The organism is Vreelandella aquamarina (assembly GCF_020075495.1).
Classification (GTDB): domain Bacteria; phylum Pseudomonadota; class Gammaproteobacteria; order Pseudomonadales; family Halomonadaceae; genus Vreelandella; species Vreelandella aquamarina_A.
In genome coordinates this window covers 12083-29563 of record NZ_JABYQT010000015.1, presented here as the reverse complement: position 1 = coordinate 29563, position 17481 = coordinate 12083, and the positions used below count along the sequence as shown (strand labels likewise).

Annotated in this window: 14 protein-coding genes; 10 read left to right on the top strand and 4 right to left on the bottom strand. The window is 59.8% G+C overall.

Annotation, left to right across the window (positions count from 1 at the left end; all coding sequences use genetic code 11):
• Positions 1–3: 3 nt before the first annotated feature.
• Entirely contained in the window at positions 4–582 is a 579-nt protein-coding gene (locus HW452_RS16155) for an ACP phosphodiesterase (protein WP_224107130.1), read from the top strand.
• 24 nt (positions 583–606) lie between these two features.
• On the top strand, positions 607–1062 hold the full coding sequence (locus HW452_RS16150) for a YcgN family cysteine cluster protein (RefSeq protein ID WP_224107129.1): 456 nt from the start codon (positions 607–609) through the stop codon (positions 1060–1062).
• Between the two features lie 56 nt (positions 1063–1118).
• Here HW452_RS16150 and HW452_RS16145 read toward each other — a convergent pair whose 3' ends face one another.
• Together HW452_RS16145 and HW452_RS16140 are read right to left on the bottom strand one after the other, a co-directional pair.
• Positions 1119–1274, bottom strand: coding sequence for a hypothetical protein (locus HW452_RS16145; protein WP_224107128.1), 156 nt, complete (start codon positions 1272–1274; stop codon positions 1119–1121).
• A gap of 153 nt (positions 1275–1427) precedes the next feature.
• A complete protein-coding gene (locus HW452_RS16140; RefSeq protein WP_224107127.1) occupies positions 1428–3530 on the bottom strand; it encodes a S9 family peptidase in 2103 nt (700 codons plus the stop codon).
• A gap of 62 nt (positions 3531–3592) precedes the next feature.
• Between HW452_RS16140 and HW452_RS16135 the strand changes: the two genes are divergently transcribed.
• The 8 genes from HW452_RS16135 to HW452_RS16100 all read left to right on the top strand — a co-directional run bounded on the left by HW452_RS16135 (position 3593) and on the right by HW452_RS16100 (position 14673).
• Positions 3593–4018: a hypothetical protein gene (locus tag HW452_RS16135; RefSeq protein ID WP_224107126.1), complete on the top strand. Its 426-nt coding sequence runs from the start codon at positions 3593–3595 to the stop codon at positions 4016–4018.
• 55 nt (positions 4019–4073) lie between these two features.
• Positions 4074–4877, top strand: a complete 804-nt coding sequence (locus HW452_RS16130; RefSeq protein ID WP_224107125.1) for a class II glutamine amidotransferase — start codon at positions 4074–4076, stop codon at positions 4875–4877.
• A 213-nt stretch (positions 4878–5090) separates the two neighbouring features.
• Positions 5091–6776, top strand: a complete 1686-nt coding sequence (locus HW452_RS16125) for an AMP-binding protein (RefSeq protein ID WP_224107124.1) — start codon at positions 5091–5093, stop codon at positions 6774–6776.
• A gap of 128 nt (positions 6777–6904) precedes the next feature.
• Positions 6905–10909, top strand: coding sequence for an ATP-dependent RNA helicase HrpA (gene hrpA / locus HW452_RS16120; RefSeq protein WP_224107123.1), 4005 nt, complete (start codon positions 6905–6907; stop codon positions 10907–10909).
• Positions 10910–11022: 113 nt separating this feature from the next.
• Positions 11023–12144 carry a beta-ketoacyl-ACP synthase III gene (locus HW452_RS16115; protein WP_224107122.1) on the top strand — a complete coding sequence of 374 codons (1122 nt, stop codon included), beginning with the start codon at positions 11023–11025 and terminating at the stop codon, positions 12142–12144.
• A 30-nt stretch (positions 12145–12174) separates the two neighbouring features.
• Entirely contained in the window at positions 12175–12969 is a 795-nt protein-coding gene (locus HW452_RS16110) for an MlaA family lipoprotein (protein WP_224107121.1), read from the top strand.
• A gap of 8 nt (positions 12970–12977) precedes the next feature.
• Entirely contained in the window at positions 12978–14171 is a 1194-nt protein-coding gene (locus tag HW452_RS16105; protein ID WP_224107120.1) for a PP2C family protein-serine/threonine phosphatase, read from the top strand.
• Positions 14161–14673: an STAS domain-containing protein gene (locus tag HW452_RS16100; RefSeq protein WP_224107119.1), complete on the top strand. Its 513-nt coding sequence runs from the start codon at positions 14161–14163 to the stop codon at positions 14671–14673. The genes HW452_RS16105 and HW452_RS16100 overlap by 11 nt, the downstream gene beginning before the upstream one ends.
• A gap of 65 nt (positions 14674–14738) precedes the next feature.
• Here the strand turns inward: HW452_RS16100 and tal are convergent, their stop codons facing one another.
• On the bottom strand, positions 14739–15677 hold the full coding sequence (gene tal, locus HW452_RS16095; RefSeq protein WP_224107118.1) for a transaldolase: 939 nt from the start codon (positions 15675–15677) through the stop codon (positions 14739–14741).
• 26 nt (positions 15678–15703) lie between these two features.
• Positions 15704–17362: a methyl-accepting chemotaxis protein gene (locus tag HW452_RS16090; RefSeq protein WP_224107117.1), complete on the bottom strand. Its 1659-nt coding sequence runs from the start codon at positions 17360–17362 to the stop codon at positions 15704–15706.
• Positions 17363–17481: the final 119 nt, after the last annotated feature.

Here is a 17481-nt window from a genome sequence, read left to right as displayed (position 1 = left end):
GCCATGAACTTTCTGGCTCACGCCTGGCTTGCCGGAAGCGGAAGCGACGACTTCCTGTATGGCAACCTCATTGCCGATGGGGTCAAGGGCAGTGATCTAAGCGCCTGGCCCGCTGACGTGGCTGCCGGCGTGCGTCATCATCGCCGGGTGGACGCCTGGGTGGATCAGCATCCATGTGTGCTGAATGCCAAGCACCGCGCGCCGCAGGGCAAGCGCCGCTATGCCGCGATTGCGCTGGATATCGTCTGGGATCATTTTCTGGCCCGCGAGAAAGCCGGACAGACGTCCCAGCAGCAACTGGTGGCACGTTGCTATCGCCTGCTGACGGCAAGGTCGGCACCCAACCGAATGGCGGACATGGTGCCGCATCTGGTCGAACATGACTGGCTAAGCGGGTATGCCGACTTCGGTTTTACCTGCCGGGCCATTGCCGGGCTGGGCCGGCGGTTGTCTGGCCCCAACCATCTGGCCGCGCTGGTGCCTTGGCTGCAAAGCGACTATTCACGGCTGGAAGCAGACTTCAATACGCTATGGCCGGCGCTAAGCGCTGCGCTGAGCAGCCCAAGAGCAGCAGACACCTAAGTGGTGACAACGAGAGGAGTTAGCATGGAAACCGGACTGCGCGAGCGCTTTTGGGAGCGCTACACGCTTGAGGAGCTCAATGCCGACGAGTGGGAAGCGCTTTGCGATGGCTGCGGACAGTGCTGCCTGTTAAAGCTGCACGATGACGACACCCAGGAGCTTGCCATACTCAACGTCGCCTGCCGACTTCTGGATATCAAAAGCTGCCAGTGCAGCGATTATCCCAATCGATTCGACAGCGTGCCGGACTGCACGCAGCTGACCCCGGCGCTGGTCAAGGAGTTTACCTGGCTGCCGCCCACCTGCGGTTATCGCCGGGTGTCGGAAGGGCGCAAGCTCGCGGGCTGGCATCCGCTTTTAAGCAATGATGCCGAGCGCGTACATCGCAAGGGAGTCAGCGTGCGCAATTTTGCCGTATCGGAAGAAGAGGTGCCCGAGCGGGCGCTGGAATCTCACATCATTGCCGTTCTGCCCATGTAAGGGCGGCAAACCTGCCTCTTTAAGCGAGTTCGCATCACCGAAACCAGTGCCTTCTTTCAGGCGGCTGGTTTGCGTTTTGCACTATTCCAGAAACTCAATAACAGCGCCTTGAATGCCAAAGGCCTGGACGCGCTCGCCTTGTGGGTGGCCTTGCGAGCAGGCTGTTTGAGCGGCGTATCCCAGATGGTCGGGAAGTGATCCTGATATTTCATGATAGGAGCTCCATGGCTCAGACGTACGTTTATGCGACTAACGTCGAGTATGGCGCAAAATAAGATTTATGGAAAGTATTTTCAAAAAATAAAAAAGGCAGCGCCAGGCGCTGCCGAAGAGAGCGTTGAATGGAAGGCAGGGCTTGCAAGGACTCAGCTTTCGTTTGCGCCAGAGTGGGGCGTCAGGCCCAGCGCCCAGAGCAGGAAAGCATCCTGGCGAGCCGTATCTCGCCACGCCTTGAAGCGCCCTGACGCGCCGCCATGGCCGCTGCTCATGTCGGTATGCAGCAGCACCGGTGCATCGCCCTGCTGGTGCTGAGTTACCTGGGCGTAGAATTTGGCGGGCTCCCAGTAGCTTACTCGGGTGTCGAACCAGCTGCCTTCAATCCATAGCGCCGGGTAGCGCTGATCGGTGATGTTGTCCATGGGCGAATAGCCACGAATGCGCTCGGCGACCTCCGGTGTTGCCGGGTTGCCCCATTCGCTGTACTCGGCGGTGGTCAGCGGCAGTTCCGGGTTCTGCATGGTGCGCAGCACATCGAGAAATGGCACATCGAGAAGCGCTGCACAGAATGCCTGGGGTGCGCGGTTGACGCAGGCGCCCACCAGCAGGCCGCCTGCGCTGGCACCATAAGCCGCAATGCGTTGCGGGTTGCTGATACCGTTTTCGACCAGCGCATCGCGTGCGGCCAGAAAATCGTCGAAGCTGTTTTCCTTGTGCGCCATCTTGCCGTCGAGATACCAGGGTTCACCCCGCTCGCCGCCGCCTCGCACGTGGGCCACGGCAAAGGCAGCACCGCGCTCGAGCAGCTCCAGTCGGGCAATCGAGAACCAGGGGTCGAGCGCCTCGCCATAGGCACCATAGCCATAGAGCAGGGTCGGTAATGGCTGGTCGGCAAGATCGGCGCGCATCACTACCGATACCGGCACCTGTTCGCCGTCCCGACTGGTCGCCCACAGGCGGCGGCTGATCAACTGCTCGGGCATGAGACTGCCATATACCGGGGTGCGCTTGAGCAGCGTTCGCTCGCCGCTTTCAAGATCCAGTGCAAACCAGCTGGGCGGCTGAGTGAACGACTCTTCACGAAGGCGCAGCACCCGAGTGTCGAAGTGAGGTGCATCTTCCAGGAGTTGCGAGCAGGGCGGTTGGGGCTGCGTCAGGTACTCGTCCAATGTGCGCTGGTGCTGGCTATCGAACTCCCAGCGACGCAGCACTACCTGGGCCTGGCGGTGATCACGCTCGCCGATCACCAGCCCCCAGGCGAAGGCGTCGATGCCTTCAAGGGTTACCTCGTCACGCGGGGCGATCAGCGGCTGCCACTGGCTTTCGGTGCTGGGGAGGGCCGCCTCGGGCAGGTAGTCCAGCTGGAAGTGAGCGCTCGTCTGATTGTGCAGGCGATAGAACGCGCCAGGACGGTGGTCGATGCTGTATTCCACTCCCGGCTGGCGTGGCTGGATGCACCACGGTGTGGTCTCCGGGCGATGAGCCGGCAGGGCATGGATCTCGCTGGTATCTTTCGAGGCGCTTTCGATCAAGAGCCATTCGCGTGAGCGAGTCTTGCCGACGCCAAGCCAGAATTCTGTATCGTCCTCGCGTAACACCAGCACCGGCTCAGCGTGCTGCTCCGGCGCTTCAAACGGCAGTGACACCCGCCACAGGCTGTCCGGGCGCTGGGTGTCATCAAACCGGGTGAAAAACAGTGTGGCGGATGCAGGTGTCTGGTTTTCCGCCCAGCAGAGCCCAGCGCCAATGTCATGGATCAATGCCTTAGGCCTGCCGGCTGGCAACTGCTTGATCCACAGCGTATAGCGCTCGTCGCCCTGGGTGTCTTCCGTCCAGGCCAGCCACTGCTCGTCCGGAGAGAGCGCCATATCGCCCATGTCATAGAATTCTTCATCGGCCGCGCGGGCTTGAACGTCGAAAAAGCATTCGCGCTGTTCTGGCTGGCCATTGGGATAGCGCCACCAGCGGGGGTAGTCATCCTCAGCGCCGGTTTCGCTCCAGAACGTAAAATGGTCAAGCGGTGTCTCAAGGCTCTTGACGGCAAGTTCGCGCCGCGCCAGGTGGCTTTCGTACAATGCATCGGCCAGAGGGGCGAGAGGGGTAAACCATGCGGCCTGCTCTTGATTGGCGGCGTCAAGAAACTCGCTGACCTCGGGCGTTTCGCGGGCTTCCAACCAGTGCCATTTGGGGTCATTAGCGCGATAATAGCGCGCCACGGGTGAGCCTGAACGCGTATCTGGCTGTGCTTTCATAGATTGACAGGTACCATAACGGGAAATCAACGTCGGGTGCATGCACCCACATGAGAGGTATTATGCTGTTTGAAAATTCAATGTCACTGCTGTGGCTTAGCTATTACGGTATTTCATTGCTGGTCCTGGCCGCGGTCTATCTGGCACTGGCTTTCCTGCCGCGCCTGCCGCGTCTGGTGGTGACCTGGGGAGTCGCCGGGGCCATGTGGGCGCCTGCCATGTTCCGCTTGCCCTTGATAGAAGAGGGTGAATTCTATACCGGGTGGGCGCCCGCCGCGATGGTGGCCGCCGTCGGTTTCTTCGAGCATGACACCAATGCTCTGCGCACCAGCCTGCTTTGTCTGGTCGTGGGTATTGCGGTGGGGGTAATGATCGGTATTGCGCTGTGGTGGTGGCGCCGGCCGACAGATGTGCCGCCAGCAAAACGGGTCAAGCAGGTGGACGAAGACCCGCAGCCGACACGTCGCCGCGAACCGGTTCTTGGCTGATGCTAGCCGCCGGGGCAAGAAAGAGAGCTATGCATGTGTGAAAAGGGAGCTATGCATGTGTGAACTGCTGGGCATGAGCGCCAATGTTCCCACCGATATCTGTTTCAGCTTCTCGGGCTTTCTGCATCGCGGCGGCGGCACCGGGCCGCACCGCGATGGCTGGGGAATCGCCTTTTACGAAGAGGGCGGCTATCGCGAATTCCGCGATCCACACCCCTCGGTGGATTCTCCTATCGCTCGGCTGATATGCGACTATCCGATCAAGTCCCACATCGTGATCAGTCATATCCGTCAGGCAAACGTGGGTGGCGTACGCTTGGCCAATACCCACCCTTTCACCCGTGAAATGTGGGGGCGCCCCTGGTGCTATGCTCACAATGGCCAACTGAGCGGTTGGGAGCAGCTGCCGCTTGAAATGTATACACCGGTAGGCAGCACCGACAGTGAGCACGCCTTTTGCTGGCTGATGGGCGCGTTGCGACAGGCGTTTCCTGTCGCGCCGGATTCCTCGAGCGCCCTATGGGCCACGCTTCATGGGCTGTGTGAAGAGCTGCGCGGGCTGGGTGTGTTCAACCTGTTGCTGTCCGATGGACAGTACCTTTATACCTACTGCTCAACCAAGCTGGCTCACATCACTCGCCGGGCCCCGTTTGGCGATGCCGAGCTTTCCGATGCGGAAATCACGGTCAACTTCGCAGAACATACGACGCCTGACGACGTGGTATCGGTCATTGCCACCGAACCCCTGACTCATAATGAAGCGTGGCAGCGGATGGTGCCCGGTGAGCTTCTGGTCTGGCGCAACGGAGAAATTCAGGCTCGCTACTGTCCATCAGGCCAGGAGTCGCTACATTATTAAGTAGAAGAAAGCGCAAATAGGAGAAAGCACGAGTAGGAGAAACCCCCGTTACGTGGCTGACCTTGATGGGCGCTACGGGTTATGGTCTAAAGTTGAAACGCAAGTTTCAAGCGATCGTTTTACACTATGCCGCGCATCGTATACGGTGGCTTCCTTGCCTCGCGACAATAACAAGGTCGGTAACATCATCGACATGGATAGCGGAGATTGCCCATGAGCGAACACGCCAGAGCTTCAATTTTACGCGGCCCGGCGCTTGAAGGGCTGGACCAGTACGATTCGGTCACAGACGTTTTTCACGCTGCCGTCAATCGCTACAGAGACAAGCCCGCTTTCAGCTGCATGGGCAAGACCCTCACCTTTGGCGAGCTGGATCGTCTGTCGGCGGATTTCGCCGCCTGGCTTCAGCATGAAACCGATCTCGAGCCGGGGGATCGCATTGCCATTCAGCTTCCCAACGTCTTGCAGTTTCCGGTTGCCGTCTTTGGCGCACTGCGCGCGGGGCTTGTGGTCGTGAACACCAACCCGCTCTACACCGAGCGTGAGATGACGCACCAGTTCAAGGATTCCGGCACCAAGGCAGTGCTGATTCTGGCCAACATGGCCAAGAAGCTCGAAAACGTGCTGGGCAAGACCGATATTCAGCATGTGCTGGTGACCGAGCTGGGTGACCTTCATGGCCTGCCCAAGCGCTGGTTGATCAATGCAGTCGTCAAGCACGTGAAAAAGATGGTGCCTGCCTATTCGCTTCCGGGCTCGGTGCGTTTTGTCGACGTCATGAAAAAGGGCGCTTCGCTGAACCATACCGACGTCAGCCGTGGTCAGGACGATCTGGCCGCGCTGCAGTACACCGGCGGCACCACCGGCATGCCCAAGGGAGCGATGCTGACCCACTGCAACCTGATTGCCAATATGCTTCAGGCGCGTACCGCGATCGGCGCGCACCTGAGGCACGGTGAAGAGGTCGTGATTGCACCGCTGCCGGTTTATCACATCTATACGTTTACGGTTAACTGCCTGTTCTTGATGGAGTCCGGCAACCATTCACTGCTGATCACCAACCCGCGGGATCTGGATGGTTTCGTCAAGGAACTCAAGAAGGTCAAGTTCACCGCCTTTATCGGCCTCAACACGCTGTTCAACGCATTGTGCAATCGCGATGACTTCAAGCAACTGGATTTTTCCCATCTCAAGCTGACCATTTCCGGCGGCATGGCCTTGACCAAGGCGGCTGCCCAGCGCTGGGAAGAGACCACCGGATGCCCCATCGCCGAAGGGTATGGCCTGACGGAGACGTCGCCTATTGTAAGCTTCAACCCCACCGATGCCATTCAGTTGGGCACGATCGGCAAGCCCGTAGCGGGCACGGCGGTCAAGGTAGTCGACGCCGATGGCAACGATGTCGCGATGGGAGAGCCGGGCGAGCTGTGTGTGCAGGGGCCTCAAGTGATGAAAGGCTACTGGCAGCGTGACGATGAAACCCGCAACTCCATCGATGGGGATGGCTGGTTTCACACCGGCGATATTGCCGTGCTGCAGGACGATGGCTATATCCGTATTGTCGATCGCAAGAAAGACATGATTCTGGTGTCCGGTTTCAACGTCTACCCCAATGAGGTGGAGGACGTGGTCGCTGCGCATCCGGACGTCATCGAGGCGGCAGTGGTGGGCGTGCCGGATGATGACGCCGGTGAAGTCATCAAGCTGTTCGTGGTTTCGAAGAACAGCCAGCTCGACGCCGAAACGCTGCGTGCCTGGTGCAAGAAGGAGTTGACCGGCTACAAGGTGCCCAGGTACATCGAGTTTCGTGATGAACTGCCCAAGACCAATGTGGGCAAGGTGTTGCGCCGGGAACTGCGCGATGAGAAAAAACCTGAACCGACCAATGCCAATGGCTAGCGAACTTGCCGCTGGTTAGGCGTCGCGTCAAGGAAAGCGTTATAATATTCGGCCCGCTTTGTCAGCGGGCCGACTGTTGATGGGCTCTGCCGTCAAGCGACGCGCATCCCCCCGCTTTTACATGACGAATGGAAACCGAGCCTAACGTGATCCCTGATACGCCTTCTGACCTCAATGACCACCAGCGCCTGGCCGAGCTTGAAAAAGCCCTGGGCAACGTCATGCTACGCGATGCCCAAAGGCTTGAGCGGCGCCTGGCGGGGCTTGCGCGGCGCGTGCGCGACACAAAGCCCGTCGATCGTGGTCTCGACGAGGTGCAGCGTGAGATTCAGCGGGCCCAACAGGTGTTCAGCCAGCGTGAAGCGTTGAAGGTCGCGCTCAATTATCCTCATGAACTGCCGGTGGTGGAGCGCCGTGATGACATCCTGGCTGCCATTCGTGACCATCAGGTGGTCGTGGTAGCTGGCGAGACCGGCTCGGGCAAGACCACCCAGCTGCCCAAGATGTGCCTGGAGCTGGGCCGTGGGCGCAAGGGGCTGGTCGGCCACACTCAGCCGCGGCGCCTGGCGGCGCGCAGCGTAGCCACGCGCCTGGCAGAAGAGCTCGACGTGCCGCTGGGTGAGCAGGTGGGGTATCAGGTGCGCTTTACCGATCAAAGCAGCCCCACCACGCTGGTCAAGCTGATGACCGATGGTATCCTGCTGGCCGAGACCCAGCATGACCCCTTGCTGCTGCGCTACGACACCCTGATCATCGATGAGGCCCACGAGCGCAGCCTGAACATCGATTTCCTGCTTGGCTATCTCAAGCGATTGTTGCCTCGACGGCCGGATCTGAAAGTCATCATCACTTCGGCCACCATCGATGTAGAGCGCTTTGCTGCCCATTTCGGAACGCCTGAAACGCCCGCCCCGGTGGTGGAAGTATCAGGGCGTACCTACCCGGTGGATGTTCACTATCGCCCACTGGCACGCGGTGAAGAGGACGAGGAGGATCGCACGCTGCAGGAGGGTATTCTGCACGCGGTGCATGAAATCGAAGCCATCGAACGTGAAAAGGGCTGGCTGCACGGCCCGCGCGACGTGCTCGTGTTTCTGCCCGGCGAGCGTGAAATTCGCGAAACGGCGGATACCCTGCGCCGGGCCGACTTGAAGGGCACGGAAATTCTGCCGCTCTATGCGCGCCTCTCCAACGAGGAGCAGAACCGGGTATTCTCCTCTCATCGTGGGCGGCGGATCGTATTGGCCACCAACGTGGCAGAAACCTCGCTGACGGTGCCCGGCATTCGCTACGTGATCGACCCGGGGCTGGTGCGCATCAGTCGCTACAGCTATCGCGCCAAGATCCAGCGCCTGCCCATCGAACCGGTGAGCCAGGCCAGCGCCAACCAGCGCAAGGGTCGCTGCGGGCGGGTTGCCGACGGTGTATGTATTCGCCTTTATGATGAAGAGGATTTTCTCTCTCGTCCGGCGTTCACCGATCCGGAAATTCAGCGCACGAACCTTGCGTCAGTCATTCTTTCCATGCTGGCGCTCAAGCTTGGCGACATCGAAGCGTTCCCGTTTGTCGACCCGCCGGACAGCCGCTTTGTAAAGGATGGCTTCCGGCTGCTGTTCGAGCTGGGCGCAGTGGATGACAAGCAGCGCCTCAGCCCGCTTGGGCGCAAGCTTGCCAAGCTGCCCATTGATCCGCGCCTGGCGCGCATGGTGCTCGCAGGTGCCGAGCGTGGCAGCCTGCGCGATGTGCTGGTGGTGGTCTCTGCGCTGGCCATACAGGACCCGCGCGAGCGCCCGGCGGACAAGCGTCAGGCCGCCGATCAGGCGCATCAGCGATGGCACGATCCGGATTCGGATTTTGTGGCCCTGCTGAACCTGTGGCACGGCATCGAAAACGCTCGCGAAGCGCTCTCCGGCAACCAGCTACGTCGCTGGTGCCGTGAGCACTATATCAATTACCTGCGCATGCGCGAGTGGCACGATACGTTCCGTCAACTGCGTCAATTGCTGCGCGACATGGACATAGAAGTGCCCGCACCACTGCCCAAGGATGACGAGCAGAGCGAGGAGCTGGCGCGTCAAGCGCGGCGCAAGACGTCCGGCAAGCTTCACCAGGCGCTGCTTTCGGGACTGCTCTCCAATCTCGGAACACTGCTGGAAAATCGCGAGTACCTTGGCGCACGCAACCGCAAGTTCATGATTCATCCAGGCTCGGGGCTTGCCAAGAAATCCCCCAAGTGGGTCATGGCGTTCGAGCTGATTGAAACTACCAAGCTATTTGCACGCACCGTGGCCAAGATCGATCCGCAGTGGATCGAGCCCCAGGCAGAGCACCTGGTAAAACGCAGTTACAGCGAGCCCCATTGGGAGCAAAAGCGCGCCCAGGTCGTTGCCTTTGAGCAGGTCACGCTGTTCGGCCTGCCGATAGTTGCGCGTCGACGTGTACACTACGGGCCAATTGCTCCGATGGAGTCTCGTGAGCTGTTCATTCGCCGGGCGTTGGTGGAAGGTGAATTCACTACCAAGGGCGCGTTCTTTGCCCATAACCGCGCCCTGGTAGAGGAAGTCGAAGCGCTCGAAGACCGCGCCCGGCGACGCGACATTCTGGTCGATGAAGAGACCCTGTTTGCCTTCTACGACGAGCGCATACCCCATGAGATCGTCAACGGCAAGGGGTTCGAGCACTGGCGCAAGCAGGCCGAGCGCCAGACGCCGACGCTTCTTCACTTTGACATTGAAGCGCTAAAGGCTCGCGACGCTGCTGACGTTACCCAGGCGCAGTATCCCGATCATCTGACCCTGGCTGGCGTGACCTACCCGGTCAGCTATCATTTCGAGCCCAACGCCGAAGACGATGGCGTGACGCTGACCGTGCCGGCGGCCATGCTGCCACAGTTGCCGATACATGCGCTGGAGTGGCTGGTGCCCGGGCTTCTGCGCGAAAAGTGCATTGCACTGCTCAAGTCGCTGCCCAAGAGCATCCGCCGCCAGGTAGTGCCTATTCCAGACTGGGTGGACGCCGCGCTGGAAACGCTGGTGCCGGATCAGCGCCCGCTGACCGAGGCGCTGGGCGAATTCATACGCCGACGCACCGGTACACGAGTACATGCCGATGACTGGCGGCTGGATCTGCTCGAGCCTCACCTGATCATGAACGTTCGAGTGGTCGATCACGCGGGCAAGCTGCTGGGTCAGGGGCGCGATGTGCGGGCACTGGAGCGCCGCTTTGAAGCGGCTGCCAGTGCCGGTGCTCAGGCGCTGGCAGAGCAGGCAAGTCAGGCGCCCGCGCTTGCCGGGCTACCCGAGGAGCCGCTGCCGGAGTCCCGCGTGACCACCCAGGCGGGGATTCGGGTCGAGGCTTATCCGGCTCTGGTGGCCGAGGCCAGCGAGTTCAAGGTGGCGCTGTTCGATCATCCGGCGAAAGCACAGGCGGCCCATCAGGAAGGGGTAGCTCGCCTGGCAATTTCCCGGCAGGCCGATCAGGTGAAGCTTATCAAGCGTTTGCCCGGGGTCGAGACATGTGCGCTGCTGTTTGCCAAGGTGGGTGGCAAGCAGGAGCTGGTGGACGACCTGCTGCTGGCGGTCTTTACCCAGGTGGTCGCACAGCAGCCGCTGCCCCGTTCCTCTGCCGAGCTGACCGCACGGCTCGAGGCCACCAAGGGTGAGCTGGTAGCGCATGCCACCACACTTTTAAGTCAGGTGGAGGCAGCGCTGAAAGGCCATCTGGCGGTCAGCAAGGTACTCAAGGGCAAGCTCAATTTTGCGCTGGCACTTGCCTACAGCGATATCAGCGCGCAGATGCAGCGCCTGGTCTATCCTGGCTTCATTCGCGATGCGGGAAGCTGGCTCACGGAGTATCCTCGCTATACGGAAGCGGCGCTCATTCGCCTGGAAAAGGCCGCGCGTGAGCGCGGACGTGATCAGATGATGATGCACGAGGTGCAAGCGCTGGAAGCACGCTTTGATGCGCGGCGCAAAAGCGAACGCCGCGGGCGTGTGGAAGACCCGACACTTGTCGAGTTCGGATGGTGGCTGCAGGAGCTTCGGGTATCGCTGTTTGCCCAGCAGCTCGGTACGCTTGCACCGGTGTCGACCAAGCGGCTGGAAAAACGTTGGCAAGAGATAATTAGCGTTTAGACCGCCACTGGAAAACGGCGCGGATAAAGCACACAGTCATCATAAGCGTGAGCCAGGGCCTTGACTGGCCTGAGAGCGAATAACCAATGGCAAGACGCTGAAAGGAGATAGGCATGAATGAAGCGGTGATTACCGGCACGGGGCTTTATACGCCGGAACACGCCATTGACAACGCAGCGCTGGTCAGTGCATTCAACACGTGGGTGGATAGTGAAAATGCTCGCCATGGCGATGAAATTGCTCGCGGTGAACGCGAGCCATTGGCCCACTCGAGTAGCGAGTTCATTGAAAAGGCCTCTGGCATCAAGAGTCGCTACGTGCTGGATGCCGCAGGGATTCTTGACCCTGAGCGGCTGCGCCCGCGACTGCCCCAGCGCGCCAATGACGAGCCTTCCATTCAGTGTGAAATGGCGGTCAGTGCTGCCCGCCAGGCGCTGGAAAATGCCCGCGTGGCAGCACAGGATATCGACCTTGTCATCGTGGCCTGCTCAAATCTCGAGCGTGCCTATCCGGCAGTTGCGGTCGAAGTGCAGCAGGCGCTGGGCACCAGCGGTTACGGATTTGACATGAACGTGGCTTGCAGTTCTGCCACCTTTGCGATCGACGCCGCGACCAGCGCCATCGTGTCTGGACGTATCAAGCGTGCGTTGGTGATCAATCCTGAAATATGTTCGGCGCATTTAAACTTTCAAGACCGTGACAGCCACTTTATTTTCGGCGATGCTTGTACGGCGGTAGTATTGGAAAACAGCGCCGACGCGGTTGCCAAGGAGCGGTTTGCGATTCTTGGCACGCGCCTGGTGACCCAATTTTCCAACGCGATTCGCAATAACGCCGGTTTCCTGAACCGCGTCACAGACAGCGACCCGCTGGCGCTGGACAAGCTGTTCGTACAGGAGGGGCGCCGGGTGTTCCGGGAAGTGTGCCCTATGGTGGCGCAGCTTATTTCCGAACATCTGGCATCGCTCGAGCTGTCGGGGGACGATCTCAAGACCATGTGGCTGCATCAGGCCAATCGCCACATGAATGACCTTATCGCGCGTAAAGTGCTGGGTTTCGAGCCCAGTGAGGAACAGGCGCCGATCATTCTCGACCGCTACGCCAACACCAGTTCAGCGGGTTCCATCATTGCTTTTCATTTGCATCGCAGCGGGCTCAAGAAGGGCGATATCGGTGTCATCTGCTCGTTCGGGGCAGGCTACAGCGCCGGCAGCGTCATCGTACAGCGTCAGTAACAGCGCTCAGGTTTCACAAGAGGAAAGATCATGCTGCGGTTATTAGCCAGCCAGATGCCTACACTCCCCAAGCCAAGGGCCGCGTTGCCTGTCATGCTGTTGACTACCCTGGCCGTGAGCGGTTGTGCCAGTACCCAGATGGCGCAGGAGCCACACCCGGACGATCCTTGGGAAGGCTTTAACCGCCGGGTATTCGTATTCAACGATGTGCTTGATCGTTATGCGTTGAAGCCAGTGGCGAAAGGCTATCGCACGGTGACACCAGATCCCGTGCAAACCGGCATAGGCAACTTCTTTTCCAACCTGGGGGAAATCCGCACGGTCATCAACAGCCTGCTTCAAGGCAAGCCCGCCAATGCAGGACTTGCCACCTCCCGGTTTCTGATCAACACGACCGTGGGTATCGGTGGACTGCTTGATTACGCAACGCTGATGGAAATCACCGCCGACGACGAGGATTTCGGACAGACGTTGGCCGCGTGGGGCTGGGAGGAGTCACGCTATCTGGTCCTGCCGCTGCTGGGCCCCAGCACGCTGCGCGACACTACTGGCCTGCCGGCGGATATGGCGTCTTACCCGACGTTCTACATCGAGGACGACGCGACCCGAATCGGGCTGGCGGCGCTCAATATCGTCGATATCCGCGCGGGTCTGCTCGATCAGGAGAACCTGATTCAGGGCGATCGATACAGTTTCATACGCGACGCCTTCCTGCAGCGCCGCCAGTTTGAAATCAACGATGGTCAGTTGGGTGATGATCCGTTTGCCATGGACAGCTTCGAGTTCGACGATAACGACTTCAGTGACGATGATTTTGCCGATTGAGGCTTGATATGGAGCATTCCAAGCAGCTGATTGCGGTCATCGCTGAGCCCGGCCCCGAGCGTAACGCGTTGGCAGAGGCGATCACCTGCGACGACATGTGCGTGTATGCAGCGTCTGATATCGGTCATTTGCCGGCGACCACCACGTTGATCGTGGCTCATGCGCATGCGGTGCCGCGTCAGCAGTGGTCACAGCTGACGCGGCGCCTGCCTACCCTGGTGGTCAGCGATTCACGTGAAGATGCGGATCTTATCAAGGCAATCGATATTGGCCTGGTCGACTATATCGTGCATCCGCTGCGCCATACGGAACTGCTGCGGCGAATGATCCGCAAGGCGATCGAGCTCAATGCCCTGGCTATCGAGCGCGACCGTGATCGTGAGCGCCTGGCGGAGCTCAACGAGAGTCTGGAGACACATCTGGCGCTTCTGCGCATGGACCAGCAGAGTGGGGGGCATATCCAGCGTCGGCTGCTGCCGGCGCGTCCCAAGACGATCAACCGTGTCTATTATGATTACTGGTTTGCGCCTTCGCTCTACCTGTCCGGGGATTTTCTGGATTATCAGCGCTATAACGAGCGCTACAGCGCGTTCTATTTTGCCGATGTATCCGGGCACGGCGCGTCATCGGCATTCGTCACGGTGCTGTTGAAATATCTGTGCAATCGCTGGCTCAACGAGTGGGATGGCAAGCAGCCAGAGCGCCTTGCACCTGATTGGCTGGCGGCCATGAATCGGGAGTTGCAGGATACCGACATAGGCAAGCACGCGACCCTGTTCGTCGGGGTTATTGACCATGAGACGCATACCCTTCACTATTCGCTCGGCGCACAGCTGCCGATGCCGATGCTGGCAGCCCGCGACACGCTCGTCAGGCTCGAGGGAGAGGGGATGCCGGTAGGTCTTTTCCCTGATATCGAGTATCCTTCGCTCAGCTGTGCTCTACCGGATGAATTTCGCCTGTGGCTGTGTTCAGACGGTGTATTGGAATGCTTGCCGGGTAATACGCTCGACACGCGGCTCAAGGAGCTTGAGCAATTGATAAGCGAAAGTGTCACGCTTGAGCAGTTGCGCGACCGGCTAGCCCAGACGAATGCACTCCTGGCAGAAGGAGGCGCAATTGATGAGGCGAACCAAGACCGCGATGCTTTACCCGATGATCTGACAATCATGATGGTGAGCGGATTTGGTCATGCTGATTGAAGAAGGCCGTATCAAAGCGGCGTTCGATTCTGGTGTTTTCGTCCTGAAGCTGTGTGGTGACGTGCGTCTGACGCTGTGTGCCACGCTCGATACCCAGGCGCAACACCTTGCCCAGACGCCAGGACTGCGCGCGGTCATGATCGACCTGCGCGAGGCAACGAACGTTGATTCCACAGCCCTTGGCTTTCTGGCCAAGGTTGCCATGGCCGTGAAAGGGCGCCTGGCCCACCCGCCAACGATCATTGTCGATAACCCCGATGTACGCAAGATGCTCGATGTGATGGGGTTTGCGCGTTTTTTTACGTTGATGGAGGCACCCCTTCAACAGGCATCTGCACTTGATGAAGGGCTGATCGACTTGCCTGAGGAGCCTGCCGATGAGCGGGCGCTGCGTGAGCGTATTCTAGAAGCGCACCGTATCTTGATGCACATGAACGAGCATAATCGGGAGCAGTTCCAGCCGCTGGTCGAAATGCTGGAAGCCCAGAACGCCGAGCTTTAACACAAAAAGCCCCCTGTCGGGGGCTTTCATCATTTCCAGCCGGTAATGCCTGACCGGACGTGGCCTTACGATTTACGCAATGTAGCCAGCAGTTCTTCCAGCTTGCGCTGGTCGGCCATGAACTTGCGAATGCCTTCTGCCAGCTTGTCAGAGGCCATTTCATCTTCGTTCATGGCCCAGCGGAAGTCGCTTTGCGTCAGCGCTTCTTCGACCGAACTGCTGGCACCTAGCGGGGTCAGCTTGCGAGCAAGCTCGCCATGCTGTTCATCGAGCTCATTGAGCAGGGCCGGCGAAATGGTCAGGCGGTCGCAGCCGGCCAGGGCAGTAATCTCCCCGATGTTGCGAAAGCTTGCGCCCATCACGATGGTAGCGTAGCCGTGACCCTTGAAGTAGTTGTAGATCTGCTTGACGGACTGCACGCCCGGGTCGTTGTCACCGGAAAAGTCGGCGTCCGGCTGGCGCGTCTTGTGCCAGTCCAGAATGCGGCCGACGAATGGCGAGATCAGCGTGACCCCGGCATCGGCACACGCCTGAGCCTGGGCAAAGCCAAACAGCAGTGTCAGGTTGGTGCGGATACCTTCGCGTTCGAGCTGCTGGGCAGCCTGGATACCTTCCCAGGTAGATGCCATCTTGATCAGGATACGCTCGGCAGCCACACCCTTCTGAGCGTAGCGCTCGATCAGCGAGTGCGCACGGGCGACGGTGGCATCACGATCAAACGAAAGCCTTGCGTTGACTTCGGTCGAGACATATCCCGGCACCAGTTCGCTTATTTCACTACCGATCTCGACGGCCACCCGATCGGCGGCATCGTCGATATCGGTGCTCTCCTTGGCGATGGCGGCAAGGCGCGCGCGACGCGCCTCCTGCTGGGCGGCCTGGAGAATCAGCGACGGATTGGTGGTCGCATCCTGGGGGGCAAAACGGCGGATCGCTTCCAGATCGCCCGTGTCGGCGACAACCGACGTCATGTCTTTGAGTTGAGTCAGAAGGCTGGTGGCCATGCGGTGCTCCTTGCGTAAGTAGTCCCTTACTGTAGCAAGGCTGGCGCACGCTGAATATCTTCCGATGCAGGCGTTGGTGCGTCCTTCCGGGAAGCCTGCCAGGTAAAGCCACCGTCAAGCGTGTCACGGTCGATCTTGAAGCGCGCTGCCTGTTCGCGCATTCGCTCGGCAGCGGCTTCCAGCGACATGGCATCTTGAGCGGTGGTTTCGACCTGACGGGCGTTGGCACGGCTGACCTGAGTCTGCTCGTGAAGCGTACTGTTGAGATGTTCAATGTGCCGGTGCTGTTCGCTGGCGGCATCGGCAATCTGGCGCATGATGCTATTGGCCTGCTCGGCAGATTCCACGATCGCCTGCATTCCCTGGCCAGCCTGAGCTGAAAGGGCGTGGCCTTGCTCGATGCTGCTGGCCGATGCGGCCAGCAGTGTCTGGATCTGGCGCGCGGCGTCGGCGCTTCGGGACGCGAGCGCGCGCACTTCATCGGCTACCACGGCAAACCCCTTGCCCTGTTCACCGGCGCGTGCCGCTTCCACCGAGGCATTCAGTGCCAGAATGTTGGTTTGAAAGGCAATGGTATCGATGACGTTGACGATCTCGTCGACCTTTTTGGAACGCGCATGGATTTCCTGCATGGTCGTCAAGAACTCGGCCATGATCTGGCTGCCTTGCTGGGTCTGGGTAGCTGCCTTGAGCGTGAGACCGTTGGCATCGGCAGCGTAACCGGCGGTGGTTGCCACGTTTTCCGTCAATTCATCCAGATTGGCTGCCGTGGCTTCGTGGGAAGCGTTCTGCTGGCGGGTGCGGATAGCCAGGTCCTCATTGCCCAATGCCAGGCGCTGGGCGCTGTCGAATATATGTCGGCTGTTGCCGTGCAGCTCGGAAACGGTCTCGATCAAGGCGCGCTGCATATGATCAAGTGCCTGGTAAAGCTGGCCTATTTCATTGTTACCCTGATCGGGAACGGACGTGCTCAAATCGCCTGCCGCCATGGTGCGAAAGTGATGGATCAGGCGGTTGATAGGCAAGAGAACGTGACGCTGGCCCACCCAGGCCATCATTCCCAGAAGGCCAAGCGCAACGGCGATGCCCAAGAGCAGCAGTTGGCCAACGCCATGAGCGCGCCGTTCGGCAGCGCTCATCAGGCTCGTTCCCTGATGATCGGCCAGTTGGTAAAAGGCGCGTGCTTCTTTGCTGAAGGCCTGGCTATGGGTCAGCGCATCCAGTGTTAACTGCCGGTAGCCGCCGCGATCACCCATCTTAACGGCACCGAGCTGCTCATGCATGGTGGCGATCAGCGCTGACGCCTGCTGTTCGATGGCATCGCGCAAGGTGTCATGGGGAGTATCGGCAGTGGCTGCCAGGAAGGTCGCCAGCGATTGCGCCATTTCCGAGAGTTCATGCTCGACTGCTTCAAGCGCCTCGACCGGGTCACCAAGGGAGGGGCGCAACTGACGCTCAAGCGCCCGGTCCAGGCGATGAAGGCCCTCCAGCCCTGCGATATGCAGCCTGTTGAGCGATGATGATTGCTGAACATTGACCTGCTCCAGCGCTGCCAGATCGCGCTGACTCTGCTGCATCACGCTCCAGGTAATGAGGGCAAATGTCAGCACGCACAGGGCGACCAGAGCGAGCGCTGACAGGCTTAACCAGCGTAAGGGAAGATTTTTCAAGGCGTTAACGTTCATGACGTCCCCAGAGATTCGTCTTGGTAAGGCTCACGAAACAGAGACTAAGCAGGTTATGTTGCAGTTTTGCGTGTCCGCGATGCTTGTTTTCGGATCGATGCAGACTTGGCGATGTAGCG

Coding starts and splice junctions, on each gene's coding strand:
- HW452_RS16155 (WP_224107130.1), top strand. CDS start 4: ATGAACTTTCTGGCTCACGCCTGGCTTGCCGGAAGCGGAAGCGACGAC.
- HW452_RS16150 (WP_224107129.1), top strand. CDS start 607: ATGGAAACCGGACTGCGCGAGCGCTTTTGGGAGCGCTACACGCTTGAG.
- HW452_RS16145 (WP_224107128.1), bottom strand. CDS start 1,274: ATGAAATATCAGGATCACTTCCCGACCATCTGGGATACGCCGCTCAAA.
- HW452_RS16140 (WP_224107127.1), bottom strand. CDS start 3,530: ATGAAAGCACAGCCAGATACGCGTTCAGGCTCACCCGTGGCGCGCTAT.
- HW452_RS16135 (WP_224107126.1), top strand. CDS start 3,593: ATGCTGTTTGAAAATTCAATGTCACTGCTGTGGCTTAGCTATTACGGT.
- HW452_RS16130 (WP_224107125.1), top strand. CDS start 4,074: ATGTGTGAACTGCTGGGCATGAGCGCCAATGTTCCCACCGATATCTGT.
- HW452_RS16125 (WP_224107124.1), top strand. CDS start 5,091: ATGAGCGAACACGCCAGAGCTTCAATTTTACGCGGCCCGGCGCTTGAA.
- hrpA (WP_224107123.1), top strand. CDS start 6,905: ATGGAAACCGAGCCTAACGTGATCCCTGATACGCCTTCTGACCTCAAT.
- HW452_RS16115 (WP_224107122.1), top strand. CDS start 11,023: ATGAATGAAGCGGTGATTACCGGCACGGGGCTTTATACGCCGGAACAC.
- HW452_RS16110 (WP_224107121.1), top strand. CDS start 12,175: ATGCTGCGGTTATTAGCCAGCCAGATGCCTACACTCCCCAAGCCAAGG.
- HW452_RS16105 (WP_224107120.1), top strand. CDS start 12,978: ATGGAGCATTCCAAGCAGCTGATTGCGGTCATCGCTGAGCCCGGCCCC.
- HW452_RS16100 (WP_224107119.1), top strand. CDS start 14,161: ATGCTGATTGAAGAAGGCCGTATCAAAGCGGCGTTCGATTCTGGTGTT.
- tal (WP_224107118.1), bottom strand. CDS start 15,677: ATGGCCACCAGCCTTCTGACTCAACTCAAAGACATGACGTCGGTTGTC.
- HW452_RS16090 (WP_224107117.1), bottom strand. CDS start 17,362: ATGAACGTTAACGCCTTGAAAAATCTTCCCTTACGCTGGTTAAGCCTG.